General features: G+C 66.1%; 18 protein-coding genes and 1 pseudogene. 5 read left to right on the top strand and 14 right to left on the bottom strand.

Annotation, left to right across the window (positions count from 1 at the left end):
• Positions 1-102 precede the first annotated feature (102 nt).
• Positions 103-771 carry a sigma-70 family RNA polymerase sigma factor gene (locus ABD255_RS05895; protein WP_344210613.1) on the bottom strand — a complete coding sequence of 223 codons (669 nt, stop codon included), beginning with the start codon at positions 769-771 and terminating at the stop codon, positions 103-105.
• 422 nt (positions 772-1,193) lie between these two features.
• Between ABD255_RS05895 and ABD255_RS05890 the strand changes: the two genes are divergently transcribed.
• Complete coding sequence (locus ABD255_RS05890; protein WP_344210611.1) at positions 1,194-1,805, top strand: uracil-DNA glycosylase family protein; 612 nt, start codon at positions 1,194-1,196, stop codon at positions 1,803-1,805.
• Here ABD255_RS05890 and ABD255_RS05885 read toward each other — a convergent pair.
• The 6 genes from ABD255_RS05885 to ABD255_RS05860 all read right to left on the bottom strand — a co-directional run bounded on the left by ABD255_RS05885 (position 1,796) and on the right by ABD255_RS05860 (position 4,856).
• The gene (locus tag ABD255_RS05885; RefSeq protein ID WP_344210609.1) at positions 1,796-2,122 is read right to left on the bottom strand and encodes a hypothetical protein; all 327 of its coding nucleotides are present in this window, start codon (positions 2,120-2,122) and stop codon (positions 1,796-1,798) included. The genes ABD255_RS05890 and ABD255_RS05885 overlap by 10 nt on opposite strands.
• Positions 2,123-2,264: 142 nt before the next feature.
• Positions 2,265-2,648 (bottom strand): DUF4440 domain-containing protein, encoded by a 384-nt coding sequence (locus tag ABD255_RS05880; RefSeq protein ID WP_344210607.1) that lies wholly within the window; start codon positions 2,646-2,648, stop codon positions 2,265-2,267.
• Between the two features lie 153 nt (positions 2,649-2,801).
• On the bottom strand, positions 2,802-3,038 hold the full coding sequence (locus tag ABD255_RS05875; RefSeq protein WP_344210605.1) for a DUF6510 family protein: 237 nt from the start codon (positions 3,036-3,038) through the stop codon (positions 2,802-2,804).
• A gap of 5 nt (positions 3,039-3,043) precedes the next feature.
• Positions 3,044-3,793, bottom strand: a complete 750-nt coding sequence (locus tag ABD255_RS05870) for a ferredoxin reductase (RefSeq protein ID WP_344210603.1) — start codon at positions 3,791-3,793, stop codon at positions 3,044-3,046.
• Complete coding sequence (locus ABD255_RS05865) at positions 3,763-4,359, bottom strand: sulfite oxidase-like oxidoreductase (RefSeq protein WP_344210601.1); 597 nt, start codon at positions 4,357-4,359, stop codon at positions 3,763-3,765. Before ABD255_RS05865 ends, ABD255_RS05870 begins: the two co-directional genes overlap by 31 nt.
• Positions 4,359-4,856: a Dps family protein gene (locus tag ABD255_RS05860; RefSeq protein ID WP_344210599.1), complete on the bottom strand. Its 498-nt coding sequence runs from the start codon at positions 4,854-4,856 to the stop codon at positions 4,359-4,361. The genes ABD255_RS05865 and ABD255_RS05860 overlap by 1 nt, the downstream gene beginning before the upstream one ends.
• Positions 4,857-5,001: 145 nt before the next feature.
• On the opposite strand from ABD255_RS05860, the pseudogene ABD255_RS05855 reads away from it, so the two are divergent.
• Positions 5,002-5,391, top strand: a pseudogene (locus tag ABD255_RS05855) (ATP-binding cassette domain-containing protein); the annotation flags it as partial.
• 61 nt (positions 5,392-5,452) lie between these two features.
• Positions 5,453-5,947 (top strand): aminoacyl-tRNA deacylase, encoded by a 495-nt coding sequence (locus ABD255_RS05850; protein ID WP_344210597.1) that lies wholly within the window; start codon positions 5,453-5,455, stop codon positions 5,945-5,947.
• A 531-nt stretch (positions 5,948-6,478) separates the two neighbouring features.
• Here the strand turns inward: ABD255_RS05850 and ABD255_RS05845 are convergent.
• The 6 genes from ABD255_RS05845 to ABD255_RS05820 form a co-directional block, all read right to left on the bottom strand.
• Positions 6,479-7,612 carry an epoxide hydrolase family protein gene (locus ABD255_RS05845; protein ID WP_344210595.1) on the bottom strand — a complete coding sequence of 378 codons (1,134 nt, stop codon included), beginning with the start codon at positions 7,610-7,612 and terminating at the stop codon, positions 6,479-6,481.
• A gap of 36 nt (positions 7,613-7,648) precedes the next feature.
• Positions 7,649-8,206 carry an NADPH-dependent F420 reductase gene (locus ABD255_RS05840; RefSeq protein WP_344210593.1) on the bottom strand — a complete coding sequence of 186 codons (558 nt, stop codon included), beginning with the start codon at positions 8,204-8,206 and terminating at the stop codon, positions 7,649-7,651.
• Positions 8,207-8,281: 75 nt separating this feature from the next.
• A complete protein-coding gene (locus tag ABD255_RS05835) occupies positions 8,282-9,244 on the bottom strand; it encodes an SDR family oxidoreductase (RefSeq protein WP_344210591.1) in 963 nt (320 codons plus the stop codon).
• A gap of 80 nt (positions 9,245-9,324) precedes the next feature.
• Positions 9,325-9,948 carry an NADPH-dependent F420 reductase gene (locus ABD255_RS05830; RefSeq protein ID WP_344210589.1) on the bottom strand — a complete coding sequence of 208 codons (624 nt, stop codon included), beginning with the start codon at positions 9,946-9,948 and terminating at the stop codon, positions 9,325-9,327.
• Between the two features lie 298 nt (positions 9,949-10,246).
• On the bottom strand, positions 10,247-10,870 hold the full coding sequence (locus ABD255_RS05825) for an NADPH-dependent F420 reductase (RefSeq protein ID WP_344210587.1): 624 nt from the start codon (positions 10,868-10,870) through the stop codon (positions 10,247-10,249).
• 69 nt (positions 10,871-10,939) lie between these two features.
• Positions 10,940-11,674, bottom strand: a complete 735-nt coding sequence (locus ABD255_RS05820) for an SDR family NAD(P)-dependent oxidoreductase (protein WP_344210585.1) — start codon at positions 11,672-11,674, stop codon at positions 10,940-10,942.
• 219 nt (positions 11,675-11,893) lie between these two features.
• On the opposite strand from ABD255_RS05820, the gene ABD255_RS05815 reads away from it, so the two are divergent.
• The gene (locus ABD255_RS05815) at positions 11,894-12,805 is read left to right on the top strand and encodes a LysR family transcriptional regulator (RefSeq protein ID WP_344210583.1); all 912 of its coding nucleotides are present in this window, start codon (positions 11,894-11,896) and stop codon (positions 12,803-12,805) included.
• Between the two features lie 455 nt (positions 12,806-13,260).
• Here ABD255_RS05815 and ABD255_RS05810 read toward each other — a convergent pair whose 3' ends face one another.
• Positions 13,261-13,782 carry a malectin domain-containing carbohydrate-binding protein gene (locus ABD255_RS05810; RefSeq protein WP_344210581.1) on the bottom strand — a complete coding sequence of 174 codons (522 nt, stop codon included), beginning with the start codon at positions 13,780-13,782 and terminating at the stop codon, positions 13,261-13,263.
• An 18-nt stretch (positions 13,783-13,800) separates the two neighbouring features.
• Between ABD255_RS05810 and ABD255_RS05805 the strand changes: the two genes are divergently transcribed.
• Positions 13,801-14,811: a LacI family DNA-binding transcriptional regulator gene (locus ABD255_RS05805; protein ID WP_344210580.1), complete on the top strand. Its 1,011-nt coding sequence runs from the start codon at positions 13,801-13,803 to the stop codon at positions 14,809-14,811.

Below are 14,811 nucleotides of genomic sequence, written 5' to 3'. Positions count from 1 at the left end.
TCGCTCCGCCCGCTCGGCCAGGCCGAGTGGGACTCGATTCGGGAACCGCAGCCGCCGATCGGATCGACAGAGCGGCGGCAGTCCGCTGTTCTCGAGACGTTCTCAGACGATCAGCTGCTCCGGCAGGTACCCAGCGTCGACCAGGGCTGCCCGCAGCTTACGGCGGGCGTCGAACATCATCTTGTAGATCGCGTTGTGCGTCGCTCCGAGCTGATCCGCGAGCACGTCGGTCGGCATCCCGTTCAGCACCAGCGCGACAAAGACAGTCCGTTGCTTCTCTGTCAGTCTCTCGTCGACGGCGCGATGCACAGCTTCCATCAGATCCCGGCTTTCAGCATGAGCCTCCGGCTCGATCCCCAGCCGGGCGGGGAGGCGATCCCAGTCCTCGTCGTCGAACGCGACACCCGCCCGCTGCCAGAAGTGCCGGTTGACCTTGGCCGCCACATCGAAGATCACGAACTTGTACGCCCATGTCGTGAACTTGCAGTCACCACGGAACGTCTCGACTTTGCCGCAGATCGCCAGCAGCGCATCCGCGGCCGCCTGGTGCGCGATGTCGTCCAGCTCCGGTCCGGCGAGTCGCAGCCCGGCGGCCCGCCGGCCCACCTCTGACCTGGCCGCCCGCAGAAGAACCTCGTACAAGCGCCGGCTCGCGAGTTCGCGCTGATCACCACTGCTGCTCAGGTCGCGAACCCACACGCGGTTCTCTGCCGCCGCCTCCGCAGAGACAACCCGCACCTGAGACAAGGACTTGGAAACTTCGCTCTTCATGGATCTCCGGCGATCAACGCGACGTAGTGACCACGGGGCCGGCTCGTCTGTGGGCCGGTTGGAAACAACATGATGGACGATACCGTCCATTTTGCCTCACGTCCACTTGTCTCGGGACGACGACCCGTCAGGTGATAGGTCAGCTCTGCCGCCAGCGGACACCAGGCTAAGCAGGCAAAGGAAGAAAGACAGACAGGCCGTGCCGAATCGCGTTCAACCGCTACCCCTGTGTGATGCGACGGCGACGCCTGGAGGAGACCGACGAACGGGTCTATATCGTCCCGTTTCCGATTGGCTGCGGCACACGCCTCGGAAACCTCGAAGCACTCGGAAAGGTCGGCCGGGCAACTTGATACGAATATGCAGCCGGTGTGTCGTACGCCGGCACAGAGCCAGACTTCTCGGACGAATTGAGGTTCCCTGTGGATGAGCTGGCAGAGCTGCAGAACGAGATCAGGAACCACCCCTCGAACGCGTGGGCGCTCGAACGTGGCTACGAGCCGATCTACTCCGTGTCGCCGAGGTCGAGGATCGCCGTCATCGGCCAAGCACCCGGCAGGCAGGCTCAGGAGAGCCAGATCCCGTGGAACGACCTCAGCGGCACCAAGCTGCGGAAGTGGATGGGGGTCACCGACGCCCAGTTCTACGACCCGGACACGATCGCCCTCCTGCCGATGGACTTCTACTACCCGGGCAAGGGGACGCACGGCGATCTGCCTCCGCGCCCCGAGTTCGCGCCGCTGTGGCACCCGAGAATCCTGAAGTTGATGCCGGGACTTCGTCTCACGGTACTCATCGGCACCTATGCCCAGAAGCACTATCTCGGTGCCGGTGACAAGAAGAATTTGACCGAGACCGTCCGCGCCTATCGGGACTACGCCCCGGACCGGATTCCGCTGGTCCATCCGTCGCCTCTGAACTTCAGGTGGCAGGCCAAGAACCCCTGGTTCGAGACGGACGTGATTCCCGCTCTGCGGTCAAGTGTTGCGGACGCCCTCTCGGAGGCACCCGGGCCGCTCCTGAGCTACTCGTAGCGGCCCTCGAACGTGACACCGTCCCTGACCCCGGTGAACTCGAGTCCGACGATCCGTGTGTTCTCAACCATCCAGCGGAGCACGTAGCAGGCCCGGTACGACGGCGGCCAGAACGAACAGAACCGCCCATCGTCATCTACGTACCACTCGCCCGCGCTGTCGCCGCGCGGTTCGGAATAGGTGGTCAGCCCGTCGGTCGTGAAGACCTGACTCGCACCGTCGACGTACACCAGCCGGCCGGCCGTCACCGCCTTCGGGATATCGGCAGCGGCAACGGCCGCGCCGTCCTCGGCTTCGATCCCCTGCAACTTGTCCATCATCGTGCCGTAGCCCTCTCATCTTTGGTTTCTTCGACTCGTTGCTGCCCTCTTGTCCATCGATCGCCCAGGACCCAAGTCTGCAGTCGTCGTCCTGCACAGCAGCCAGCAGGCGACCGGCCGCTCCTCAGCACGCCCCGAGTCAGGGAGCGATCTGGAGATGCGCGATGAGGTCGTCGGCGAGGGTGAACCTGTAGATGACGTCAACGACTCCGCCGGGAAAGTCGCCCTCGAGGTGAGTGGTGACGACGTAACGAGTGTCGTCGAACTTCTCGACGTGGCTGATCTCGACCGTGTAGGTGTACTCGCTGGACTCGGCCGCCCGCCAGCGGTGGATCTCGTCGTGCCCGGTGTAGGTGGTGCCGTCATCATCGACCACGGTGGCGTCAGTCGCGAAGGCCGCCAGCAGGTCGTGAGCATTCGCCTTGTGCTGGGGGTCAGCCTCGCGCAGGAACCTTTTGATCGCGTGCGGCAGGTGCTGGGCCATGTCGGCGGCGGTCGGGTCGGGCGGGGTCTGGATGGTCATCAAACGCCTTTCAAGGTGACGGTGAAGTGAGCGGCCGAGGGTAGGCCGTCGGTCTGAAGTTCGAGAGCGTTCTCAGCCGGCTTGGTGCCGGCGGGGTGAATCCGCCTTCAAAAGCACGCCGCTGAGCGACGGTCAAGCCGGAGGGAGCACTGACTACGCCAATCCCGGCGTGTCGATGCAGTACATTCCACGGCGCTCGGTGAGCATCACGAGGATCGCGTCACAGTCCCTGCAACGCGCCACCGTTCCGGGTCCTGACATGTACACCATCATCTCCGCCAGAACCCCCGTCCGGCCACAACTTCCGCACTTGTATCCGACGGTCGTCATGTCTCGCGCGAAGAGGTCGTGCATGAGGCCGGCCATCGCGTTGCCGTCGACGATTCCCATCTTCGTCACACCCCTGTCCCGCCGAAGCGTTCGGTCCGGATCCGTCCCGGGTCGTATCCCATGGTCACCAATCCGTGGGCAGCCGCCTCGACAAACGCCGTCGGTCCGCAGATGTAGGTCAGCGGTTCTTCATCGGTGGGCCATCCGACCTTGGACAGCAGCGCCGGGTCGATGCGACCGCGGTGACCGTGCCAGTCGTTCGGGGCCTCACGAGTCAGTGTGATCGAGACATCGATGAGGTCGCAGGCAGCCAGCTCCATGAGCTCCTGACGGTAGATCAGGAGCTCGATCGAGCGGGCTGAGCACAGCACCCGGACAGGCACTCGACTGTCCCTCGCACGGTGATGCCGAAGCATCGCCCGCAAAGGGACCAGTCCTGACCCGCCGGCCACCAGGAACAACGGGCCGCCGGTCTCGTCGTCCCAAACGAAGTGTCCGCCGATCGGACCACGGAACTCGAGTTCATCGCCTTGCCGTAACTCGTCGACCAGGTACGGGGAAACCTCACCGTCGTCGAGCCGCTCGACGGTGACTGACAGGTGCTCGTCCTCCGGCGCTGAGGCAATCGAGTAGCTCCGTTGCGTCTGATACCCGTCGGGTGCTGTCAGCCGCACATCCAGGTGCTGACCCGCACGATGTCCAGGCCAGCCCGGCACGGCGAGCGTGATGGTCTTCACTCGCGGAGTCTCGACGGTCGTCGCGATCACCGTACCGGTCTGCCAGGTCAGTCGCCGTAGTAGCGCTGCTCTTTCCACGGGTCTCCATAGGTGTGGTAGCCGTACATCTCCCAGAAACCGGGCTGGTCGTCGGTCAGCAGGTCCAACCCGCGGATCCACTTCGCGCTCTTCCAGAAGTAGAGGTGAGGCACCAGCAGTCGCGCTGGCCCACCGTGCTCCGGATCGAGCGGCTGCCCGTCGTACTCGTCGACGATCCAGGCCTTCCCGCCGCGTAGGTCCGCCAGCGGAACGTTCGTGGTGTAGCCACCGTCGGAGAAGGCCATGGCATGCGCTGCCGGGGTCGACACCGCGTCAAGGAAGGTGTCGAGAGGTACCCCCGCCCAGGCCATGTCCAGCTTCGTCCACTTCGTCACGCAGTGGATGTCGACGGTGAATCTCTCGTGAGGCAGAGCCTGGAACTCCGCCCACGACCATGAGACCGGGTTGTCCACCGATCCGCGGATCGTGAAGTTCCAGGCATCCAGGCGCGTGTGCGGAGTCGGTCCGGCGGACAACACCGGGAAGTCTCGAGTGACGTACTGCCCGGGCGGCACCCTCGAGGAGTCTGCGGGGGGCCGTCCGAGGAACCCCCTGGTGACGGCCATCAGGCCTTCTCACCGAGCTGGACGCGCAGCAGCCACTGCTGCTTCTCCAGCGTCCCAACCACCCTGGTCAGTACCTCTTGAGTCACCAGATCCGCCGCACCGACCGGCACAAGCCGCGCACGAATCCGCTCAGCCACCGCCGCCACTCGACGTCCAAGTTCCCAGACCACCACGTGATCGAGCAGCGACCGCACCTGGACAGGGTCGACACGTGACCCGCTCGCCACAGTCGCGCTCTGTCCGTCGGGGATGAACCCCAACGTCACCGCACGCTCGGCGACGACATCTGCGAGCTCCCGCCACTCCTCCACCAGCTCATCGAGGAACAGGTGCACGCCATGAGCGGCCGCACCGACAACGCTCCAGTGCAACTGCTTCCCGATCAGCGACAGATCGACCAGATCCTGCAGGGCAGCCTGCAGCTCCGCACCAACAGCCGCTCGCTCGTTCGGATTCTCGAGCGGCGGCAACTGCACCGAGTTCGCAACAGTTTCCATAGACATATCTCCCCTGTGTCACGACCAGCGCCGAACCTTTCCTCACGGACTCGGACCAATCGCTTCCAGGACCGGATTCACAGCAAGTCGGTCGGCAACAGTCCTCACACGTCGAGATACTTGCACCGCTCAGAGATGTGAGCCCGACCTCGAGATCGAGGACGGCGAGTTCATGGTGCTCGTCGGACCGTCGGGATCCGGCAAGTCAACGGCCCTATGGATGCTTGCCGGGCTCGAAGAGGTGAACGCGGGAGTGATGGCCATCGGCGATCGCGACGTCACCAACGCTCCGCCGAAGGACCGCGACATCGCGATGGTGTTCCAGAACTACGCGTTGTACCCGCACATGACAGTGGCCGACAACATGGGCCTCGCCTTGAAGATGCAGGGCATCCATCACGACGAGCGCGCCCTGCGCGTACGGGAGCAGCCATGGCATGCCGAAGGTGTTCTGGACCAGGTCCGGGACGGGGCCCGGGTCGCCGAGCTGACCGGGCTGACTCGACCGGTTGCTTCGTGCTCTGGAGCCCGCCGGTTATTGTCATACTCGTGCGTAGGGTCACATACCTGCGCGCTCAAGCCCGAGAGGTGGAGGAATGAGCGACGCAGATCGTGTGATGGACGGCGCGGAGCGGTTCGAGGCGGACGCGGTCGCGCGCGGACTCGACGTTGAGATCGTCGAGCATCTGGAGGCGCAGAGTCTCGCAGAGGTAGCCGAACTGCTCAGCATCGAGCCGGGCGACATCGTGAAGTCGCTTGTCGTGAAGCGGCACGACGGAAGCTTCCTGTTCGCGCTGATCCCCGGCGGCCGCCAGATCTCGTGGCCGAAGCTCCGCGCGGTGGTGGGCGTCAACAAGCTGCGGATGTCGGACGATGGAATGGCCCTCGACGCGACGGGCTATCGGCACGGAGTCACGCCGATCGGGTCGACCACGGCCTGGCCGGTCGTCGCCGACGAGCGAATAGTCGGCCGCCGTATCGCCGTGGGCGCGGGGACGGGCGGGCGCATCGCCTTCGTCGACGCGGACGCCCTAGTCGCCGCCTACGGCGCGACTGTCACCGACATCAGCGCTGAGCAATCGCCTCACTGACCTCCGCGCCCGGTCCTCGGATTCCGGTACGTTCCTTCAGAAGGTCTGCAGTTGGCATCCACCACGACTGCCCGTCACGCACCAACGCTCCGTGGACGAAAATCAGTTCCATTGCTTGTTCCTTCCGTGCGCTGGTTACGACGCATCCACCTCTTCCGGCGTACAAGCCATCTTGCTCCGGTATGGGCCCGCCCACACGATTGATCAGTGTCCGAACCATTTCGCCGTGGCCCCGGCGGACGCTACTGGCGCGATCCGATCTCGACGATCGACGCGCTTCGCATCGCGGCACGCGTCGCGACAGCGCAGGGTTGGTCATGGTCACGTCGCCGAAGCCCAGGCCTCGGGTACAAACGGCAACGACCGTCGAGGTGACCTCCGTTCCGTCGCCGAGATGGCCGTTGACTGTATCGCCGACACCCACGCCCGCCGCTAGCGCCGCATCGGAACTCAGCGCGATGGTTTGCTCGCCGGTCAGAGCCTCGCAGACATGACGTCCGCGGAGCCGCTCCGACTGCTGCAGGGTTGGTCTCAGCGCAGTTGGCGGAAGAACTCGGTGATGTCGTCGGCGAGCAGTTCGGGCTCTTCGTGGGCGGCGAAGTGTCCGCCGCGTGGCATCGACGTGTACCGAGTGATGTTGTAGGTGCGTTCGGCCCAGGAGCGCGGGGGCTGGGTGAGGTCGGCGGGGAAGACGGCAACAGCGGTGGGCACTTCGACCTTGTCGACGCGCCGGGTCAGGCCGCGGGCGTACTCGTAGTAGGGCCGGAACGACGTCGAGATCGTGCCCGTGAACCAGTACAGGGACGTCTGGGTGAGGACGAAGTCGTCGGTGAACCGCGACGACAGGTCGCCGCCCGAGTCGCTCCAGGCGCGGTACTTCTCGACGATCCAGGCCAGCAGGCCGGTCGGAGAGTCGGACAGAGCGTGGGCCAGGGTGAGCGGGCGGGTGTTCTGCTGGTGCTGGTAGCCGCCCTCCTCCGCGCTCCAGGTGGCGACCTGATCGAGGTAGGCCTGTTCGTCCAGGGTGAGGCTGGCGGCGTCGTACTCCTGGGGTGCGGCGACGGCGAGCAGGTGGACGCCGGCTAGCGACTCCGGGTAGGCCTCACCCAGACGCGAGGTGATCCCCGCGCCCAGGTCGCCGCCGTGGGCGGCGTACCGGTCGAAGCCGAGCTCGTCCCGCATGAGCCGGTGCCAGACCTGGTGAGTCTGGAGCGTCGGCGGGAGGGACGGTCGTTGCGGCGAGAACGCGTAGCCGGGCAACGAGGGGACGACGACCGTGAACGCGTCGGACGCGTCGCCGCCGTGCTTCGACGGCTCCGCGAGACGCCGGGCGAGGTCGGTGAGCTCCAGGAAGGTGCTGGGCCAGCCGTGGGTCAGGACGATCGGCAGGGCGCCGGGCTGCTCGCCGTCGAACCGGAGGTAGTGGACGGGCGTGCCGTCGATGACGGCCATGTGGTGCGGCAGGGCGTTGATCCGCGCCTCGTGGGTGCGCCAGTCATAGCCTGTGGCCCAGTACTCCGCCAGGCGGCGCACCTCAGTGGTGTCGGCGCCCGCTTCCCAGCCATCGACGGGCCACCGGGTGGGCCACCGGGTGGCGCGTAGCCGCGCGCGCAGGTCTTCGAGTTCTGCATCGGTCACCGCGATCAGCGGCGGATGGTCGGTCATGTGCCTCTCCTGATCTTGCTCACGTGCTGGTCGTGCTCACGCGCGGTGCGACAGCGCCTGGACCTGGTCGACGACCAGGTCGGGACGGGTGACGAACGGGTGATGCCCAGTCGGCAGCTCGACGGAGCGCCGCGGCCTGATCGGCAGGTAGGAGCGGTCGGCCGCCCCCACCGGGCGGGCGAGTGACAGCAGGTGCTTGAAGTAGATGGTGTTGAACGCCTTCACGAGCCCGGCGTCCGGGATGTACCGCAGCAGCAGCTCGCTCGAGGTGAGCGACGTGCCGTCGAGCTCGGGGATGTCTCCGTCACGATCGGGGCCGTAGTTGCACGTGTCGATGACCGTCTTCCCCGCCAGTGGCGCGGCGGGCAAGTTGGGGAAGGCCTTGACCGGCACCGTGACCACGACGATGTCACCGGCCGCCGCGGCCTCCCCGCTCGTCGCCGCGGTCGCCCGCGGACCCAGTTCAGCGACCGTGTCCGCGAGCGTCTCGGGACCGCGCGAGTTGCTGAGCACGACCTGGTGGCCGGCCTCGACGGCGAGCCGCGCGATTGTGCTGCCGATGGATCCGCTTCCAATGAATCCCACAGTTGTCATGTTCTCGAACGTCCCTTCAGAAGAAGAGCCTTGTCCCCGCCATGGGCGGGACCCTTTGCGATGAAATCCCTGCCCTCAGATGGCGGGGACGTCAGCTGACGGGAAGTAATGACCGTTGTCCAGATCGGCGAGCAGGCCGGGCTGAGCGGGTTCCCAGCCCAGGGTCCGGCGGGTGATGAGGTTGGAGGCCGGGTAGTTCTGCGTGACGATGTTCGCGAGGAAGCCGAAGTGGCCCGGCAGCATCAGTTCGTCCATCGGCACGCTCACGGCAGGCAGGCCCAGACGGCTGCCGATGGCCTCAGCGATCTCGCGGACCGGGATGCCCCCGTCCCCCACGGCGTGCCAGTACTTGCCTGCCGGGCCCTTCTCCAGCGCAAGCCGGAACAAGGAGGCGGCATCGCGGGCGTGCACGGCGTTCCACAGGTTCGCGCCGTCTCCGGGGTAGCCGGCGAAGCCTTTCTCCTTCGCGAGCGCGATCAGCGTGGGGAGGAAGCCGGCACGATCGGTCGTGCTGTGCGCGATGTTGGCAATCCGCACGACCGAAGACCGCACTCCCCGCTCGGCGAGGCCGATCACGGCGGTCTCCACGACGTTACGAGCCCGCAGGGTGCCCCTGTGCTCGTCGCCGACGGGAAGGGCCGGGTCGTCCTCGGTGGCCGGGCGGCCCAGGTTCCCTCCCCCGTTCCCGGGCGAGCCGATGCTCCCCGCTACGACCAGCGGCTTTCCGCTACCCGCCAGTGCCTCGCCGTACGCGAGCATGACAGGGAGCTCCGCGGCGGCCACGGCGTCGATCCCGCCGGACGGAAGCAGGTCTTGCCGGTGCGCGACGTGGATGACGCCGTCGGAGTCCGCGGCCGCCTCCTTGAGCCCGTCGAGGTCCTGGAGGTCGCCGCGGCGTACCTTCGCGCCGAGTGCGGACAGCACCGTGGCGGCCGTGTCCGACCGGGCCAGGCCGGTGACCTCGTGCCCGGCGGCGATGAGCTCGGGGATGATGTGCGAACCGGAATGGCCGGTCCCGCCAGTGACGAAGACGTGCACGTTACTGCTCCTTGTCAGTGATGCGGCGTGAGTGATTTGGCGTGAGTGATGTAGCGGAAGAATGGTGGTGCGGGGTGCGCTCAGCCGGGGAAGTCGACGCCGAAGGCGACGTCGAAGGTCCCCGCGCCGTTGCGGGCCAGGCCCATCAGCAATGGCCCGACCCCTTCCAGCCAGCGAGCCATCTCCAGGCCGCCGACATCGAGGGGACGCAGTCCGAGGCTTTCGATGAACGCCGACACGCTCGCCTTGGACTGCGCGTCATCTCCGGCGAAGAACACGTCCAGCGGACGCTCCTGGACCAGGACGTGGCCGAAGACGGTGTTGAACGCCTTCACGACGTGCGCGCTCGCCGGGGCCGCCTTGGCGATCTCCTGCGCACCGGACGTGCCATCAGGGACGACCAGCGCGGTGGCGTCGGCGTTGAAGGTGTTGGAGATGTCGATGATGACCTTGCCGGCCAGTGCATCCCCGTAGTGGGCGACGACCGGCACAGCGCTGGCGTACGGCACGGCCAAGACAACGATGTCGCCAGCGGGTACGGTGCCGGCTGTCCCCACCGTGGCCCCGACGCCGAGTTCGGCAGCCAGGCCCTTGGCCTTGGCCGGGTCGCGGCCGATGAGTTCGACCGAGTGGCCGCCCGCGACGGCGCGGGCGGCGATGGCGTGGGCCATGCCACCCAGTCCGATGAAACTAATGCTGCTCATGGTGAGTGCTCTCTTTCTTACGTGGTCGTGTCTTCGGTGGCCGTGTCTTCGGTGGTCGTGTCTTCGGTGGCCGCTTCTTCGGTGGTCACAACCGGCCGGTACGGTCGATCACCTGACCGGCGAAGTCGAGCAGGTGATCAAGGCTGGTGAACATCGCGAAGGCATCGAAGTACGCCTCATGCGATGCGCCTCCTCAGGCGAAATTTTCGCCACTGTTGATTTCCGACATCCGCGAGTCGGTGGTCCATCAACCCGTCAGAGCGCACGGCGCTCTGTTCGCCGACTGCTCAGCCCGGGGTCAGTCCGTAAATTCGTTGACGCCCAGGGCGAAGTTCCCGTGGCCGATCCCGTTGCCCGCGAGGCCTACCGTGAGCACACCCGCTCCTTCCAGCCAGTGCGCCATCTTCAGGCCGCCGACGTCGAGCGGGCGCAGTCCGAGGCTCTCGATGAATGCCGCCACGTCCGCCTTGGCCTGCGGGTTGTCGCCGGCGAAGAAGACATCGGGCCGGCCCTCCGCCAGGACGTTACGGAAGATGGTGTTGAAGGCCTTGAACACGCTGGCGCCGGCCGGGGCGATCTTGGCGACCTCCTGCGCGATCGATGTCGGCTCGCTGTGGGCCAGTCCGTCGAACGTGGCGTTGAAGGGGTTGCTGATGTCGACGATGATCTTGCCCGCGAGGGCGTCTCCGTACTCGGCGACGGTTGAAACCACACCGGCGTACAACAGGGCCGTGATGACGATGTCCCCGGCCGGGACGGCGCCCCACTTTCCTGTCGTGGTGCCGCCGCCCAGGACCTTGGCCAGGTCGTCGGCCTTGGACTGATCGCGTGCCATGATCTCGACGGTGTTGCCGCCCGCCACCGCGAGCGTGCCGATGGTACGGGCCATGTTCCCCGCACCAAGGAAGGTGATGCTGCTCATGAACTGTGCCTCTTTCTGTTTTCGAGGCGCCTGTTCTTCAGGCGCCGCTCTGACTCGTTCGTGTGTGGCTCAGACGGCGGTCGCGCCGCCGTCGGCGACCAGTTCCAGGCCGTTGACGTAACTGGAGTCGTTGGAGGCGAGGAAGAGGGCGATGCTGGCGATCTCTTCGGGGCGGCCCATCGTTCCGCGGGGGATGAGGGACTCGAATGCGGCTCTTGTTGCCTCGTCGAACAGTTCTTCCTGTTTGGCGGTGGCGACCTGGCCGGGGGTCAGGACGTTGACCCGGATCTTGCGGTCGCGCAGTTCGTTGAGCCAGACGCGGGCCCAGGCCTGCTGGACGGCTTTGCTTCCCGCGTAGAGGCTCCAGCCGGGGAAGGCGCCGAGGGAGGCGTTGGATCCGGTCATGAAGATCGAGCCGTTGTCGTTGATCAGCGGCAGTGCCTTCTGCACGGTGAACAAGGTGCCGCGCGCGTTGAGCCAGAAGGCGCGGTGGAACTGTTCCTCGGTGATTTCGCCGAGGACACCGGGTTCGCCCGTCCCGGCGCTGGCCCACAGCACGTCGATCGAACCCTTTTCCCGCTTGACGGTGTCGTACAAACGGTCCAGGTCGTCCAGGTCGGCCGCGTCACCCTGCACGGCGGTGACGTTACGGCCGATCAGCTTCACGGCGTCGTCCAATGCTTCCTGCCGCCGGGCCTGGATGAAGACATACGCTCCTTCCTCGACGAACAGCTTGGCGCCGGCCAGCGCCAGGCCGGTGGATCCGCCGGTGATCACTGCGACCTTGCCATCGAGCTTTCCCACGATTTACTCCGTTGAATTGATGGGTTTCGAAACAGGAACGGAAGAGCCCAATTCTTGATGTGGTCATTCTGGTTTTGGGCGCTGCTATCAAATACCGATCCCGAATACTTGTACCGAATTCTCTCGGCCCCATGAACAATGCCACCGGCCTGAGCGGGTGTCCAAGACCTGTTTTAGCCGTGGTGATACCCTCGAGGCATTGCCGGACCGGGAGGCCCCATGGATCTGGACCTGCGCAAACTGCGCTATTTCGTCGCCGTCGCCGACAGGCTGCACTTCGGCCGCGCCGCCGATGAGCTGCACATCGCGCAGCCGGCGCTCAGCCGGCAGATCCGCGCGCTGGAACAGGATCTCGGCGCCTCCCTGTTCACCAGGGACAGCCACGGCGTAACGCTGACCGACGCGGGTCGACAGCTGTTGGACGACGTCGGTCCGCTGCTGGCCTCCGCGCACGCGGTCCGGCGCCGGGTGTCCGTGGCCGCCCGCGGCGGCCAGCGGCTGGTGGTCGGCTTTCGGGCCGGCATCCCGGTCATCCCCGCGGCGCGGGAGTTCGGGGTCCGGCATCCGGACGTGGTCGTGGATGTGCAGCGGATGGAATGGGATGACCAGGCCCCGATGCTGCTCGACGGCCGCGTCGACGTCGGCTATGTGCGGCTGCCCATCGACGAGACCGGCCTGCGCCTGACTCCGCTCTACACCGAACCGCTCATGGTGGCGCTGCCCGCCGATCACCGGTTGGCAGGCAAGGAGGGGGTCACCGAGGCAGACCTGGCCGGTGAGCCGCTGATCTGGCATGCCGGTGCGAGCACGCAGCCCACCACGCGCCCGCACCCCGACTCCGGTCTCCGGGTGCGCGAGGTGGAGGAGAAGCTTGAGCACGTCGCGGCCGGCCGCGGCATCTCGTTCGTGGGGCGTTCGGAGACCGTGTTCTACTCACGCCCGGACATCAGCTACGTGCCCGTCCCGGACCTGGCGCCCGACCAGGTATTCGTCGCGATGGCGGCGTCGCGCACCTCGCCGCTGGCCGACGACTTCTTCGCCGCGGCTCAGGCGACGGCTGAGGTCACGGCAGAATGCGGGAACTATGAGATGTGGCAGCTTGCGACCGACGCCGCTTCAAAGCGCGGTTGAGTAACTCGGCTGACAACAGCCGGACCCGACCTCCAGTGCCCGCATGCCCTGTTCGATCCTGGCCTGACGCAACACTCTGGCTTGCAGCCACGGCGCGAGCTCGTCGGCCAGGGCCGCACGCAACTCCCTGGAACTCGACGTGCCCGAGTTATCCCACACTACGGAAAAGAGTGGAGTCGGCGGGATCTACCTTTGTTTCTTGGGAGATAGCCCAATTGACAGGGACGACGCTACCGCACCCCCCGGTGGAAAGGCTTGGGGCCAGAGGGCACATCTGGATTCAATTTGTTGCGTTTCTGTTGCGGTGCTCAAGTTCTACAAACCTCTCGGGCCCGGAGATCCGCGGATCTCCGGGCCTGATTTCGTAGCAGGGGGCAGGATTGTCATCACCAACTCTGCATCAACAACCTCGTCTACCAAGAGGTCATAGACCAGCACGACTGCCAGCGCCGTCCCTAGGCGATGGATCTCCAAATCGGGATCGGCAACAGGAGGCTTACCGTGGCCCATAGCCTCCTTGCCGGCCTGCGCACCGATCCGGGTAACGATGGCTGCGTCGACATACTCGTCCTACGTCGCCACTTCGGAGCACCCCGCCACCCGCACTGCCCGCCCACCTCCGCCTGAACATCGTGGTCGTAGAGCACCGGTGCGCCGTCGAGCAGCACATCGAACTGGCGCTTTCCGGCCTTGGCGTGGTCGATCTCGGCGAAGGTGAGCCTGATGATGTAGGTGCCGGCGGGCGCGTCCTCGAACACGTACGAGAACTTCTTGCCGGTCCGCTGAGTGCGGAACAGTTCGTCGTCCCTTGGGCCCGCGATGTGGGCGTTGGTGACCTTGCTGGTGCCGCCGACATAACCCCACGAGCCACGGGACCGTTTTGCCTGATCCGCAGACCAGGCAAAGCCGGCAGAGGTGACCACCTGAGGACGTCCGCTGTCTCGCGCGCCTATGATGGGGGCCTCTGTGTAGTGCACGAGGCGTGGGGGAAGCAGATGGCCGGGCCAGTCGGGATTCGTGAGGTGGCCGCCCGCGCGATGGTCTCCGTCGGTACGGTTTCGCACGTCCTCAACCGGCCCGAACTGGTCTCGACCGCCACGCTGAAGCGCGTGCTCGCCACGATGGATGAGCTCGGCTTCGTGCGCAACGACCTCGCACGGCAGCTCAAGATGGGTGGCGGCACGACACTCGGCATGATCGTGCTCAACGTCGCCAATCCGTTCTTCGGTGGTCTGGCTCATGCCTGCGAGACCGCGGCGGAGGCCCTCGGGCACACCGTGATCTTCGGCAGCAGCGATCAGCTGGACGGACGCGAGGACCGCTACATCGACCTCTTCGAGGAACAACGCGTCCGCGGCATGATCATCGCGCCACTGGGCGGACAGACCGCACGGATCGAACGTGTCATCCAGCGCGGGATGCCTGTGGTGCTCTTCGACATCCATGCCAACGAGGGCGACTTCTGCTCGGTGGCACTCGACGGCAACGCCGGCGGTTACCTCGCGGTCCGTCACCTGCTGGACGCCGGACGGCGGCGGATCGCCTTTCTCGGAGGTCCGCTCCATCAGGTCGACGACCGGTGGAAGGGCGCCCTCCGCGCTGTCGCGGAGATCGACGCCGCAACCCTCACCCACTTCGACACAGTCGACCAGACCATCGCCGACGGCAGAGCGATCGGCGACCAACTGGCCGCGCTGCCCGCCGACTCCCGGCCAGACGCGGTCTTCGCGGCGAACGACCTGCTGGCCCTCGGCCTGATGCAGTCGCTCGTCATCGCCGACGACATCGACGTCCCGCGCGACATCTCCATCGTGGGCTATGACGACATCGACTATGCGGCCTCCGCCATCGTGCCGCTGACCACTGTCCGCCAGCCGAAGGAAGCGCTGGCCGAGGAAGCGGTTCGGCTGGTGCTCGACCACGCCGCGAACGCCGAGGAGCACGTGCACGAGCACCTGCTGCTGCCCCCTGAACTCGTCGTTCGAGCCAGTACGACGTCGGCCTGA

Source organism: Kribbella sancticallisti (genome assembly GCF_039530625.1).
GTDB lineage: Bacteria > Actinomycetota > Actinomycetes > Propionibacteriales > Kribbellaceae > Kribbella > Kribbella sancticallisti.
This window is presented reverse-complemented; position numbering and strand designations above follow the sequence as displayed.

What these genes read in the sequence shown, in the direction of transcription:
- ABD255_RS05895 (WP_344210613.1), bottom strand. Translation starts at nt 771, where the DNA reads ATGAAGAGCGAAGTTTCCAAGTCCTTGTCTCAGGTGCGGGTTGTCTCT.
- ABD255_RS05885 (WP_344210609.1), bottom strand. Translation starts at nt 2,122, where the DNA reads ATGGACAAGTTGCAGGGGATCGAAGCCGAGGACGGCGCGGCCGTTGCC.
- ABD255_RS05880 (WP_344210607.1), bottom strand. Translation starts at nt 2,648, where the DNA reads ATGACCATCCAGACCCCGCCCGACCCGACCGCCGCCGACATGGCCCAG.
- ABD255_RS05875 (WP_344210605.1), bottom strand. Translation starts at nt 3,038, where the DNA reads ATGGGAATCGTCGACGGCAACGCGATGGCCGGCCTCATGCACGACCTC.
- ABD255_RS05865 (WP_344210601.1), bottom strand. Translation starts at nt 4,359, where the DNA reads ATGGCCGTCACCAGGGGGTTCCTCGGACGGCCCCCCGCAGACTCCTCG.
- ABD255_RS05860 (WP_344210599.1), bottom strand. Translation starts at nt 4,856, where the DNA reads ATGGAAACTGTTGCGAACTCGGTGCAGTTGCCGCCGCTCGAGAATCCG.
- ABD255_RS05850 (WP_344210597.1), top strand. Translation starts at nt 5,453, where the DNA reads ATGAGCGACGCAGATCGTGTGATGGACGGCGCGGAGCGGTTCGAGGCG.
- ABD255_RS05845 (WP_344210595.1), bottom strand. Translation starts at nt 7,612, where the DNA reads ATGACCGACCATCCGCCGCTGATCGCGGTGACCGATGCAGAACTCGAA.
- ABD255_RS05840 (WP_344210593.1), bottom strand. Translation starts at nt 8,206, where the DNA reads ATGACAACTGTGGGATTCATTGGAAGCGGATCCATCGGCAGCACAATC.
- ABD255_RS05830 (WP_344210589.1), bottom strand. Translation starts at nt 9,948, where the DNA reads ATGAGCAGCATTAGTTTCATCGGACTGGGTGGCATGGCCCACGCCATC.
- ABD255_RS05825 (WP_344210587.1), bottom strand. Translation starts at nt 10,870, where the DNA reads ATGAGCAGCATCACCTTCCTTGGTGCGGGGAACATGGCCCGTACCATC.
- ABD255_RS05815 (WP_344210583.1), top strand. Translation starts at nt 11,894, where the DNA reads ATGGATCTGGACCTGCGCAAACTGCGCTATTTCGTCGCCGTCGCCGAC.
- ABD255_RS05805 (WP_344210580.1), top strand. Translation starts at nt 13,801, where the DNA reads ATGGCCGGGCCAGTCGGGATTCGTGAGGTGGCCGCCCGCGCGATGGTC.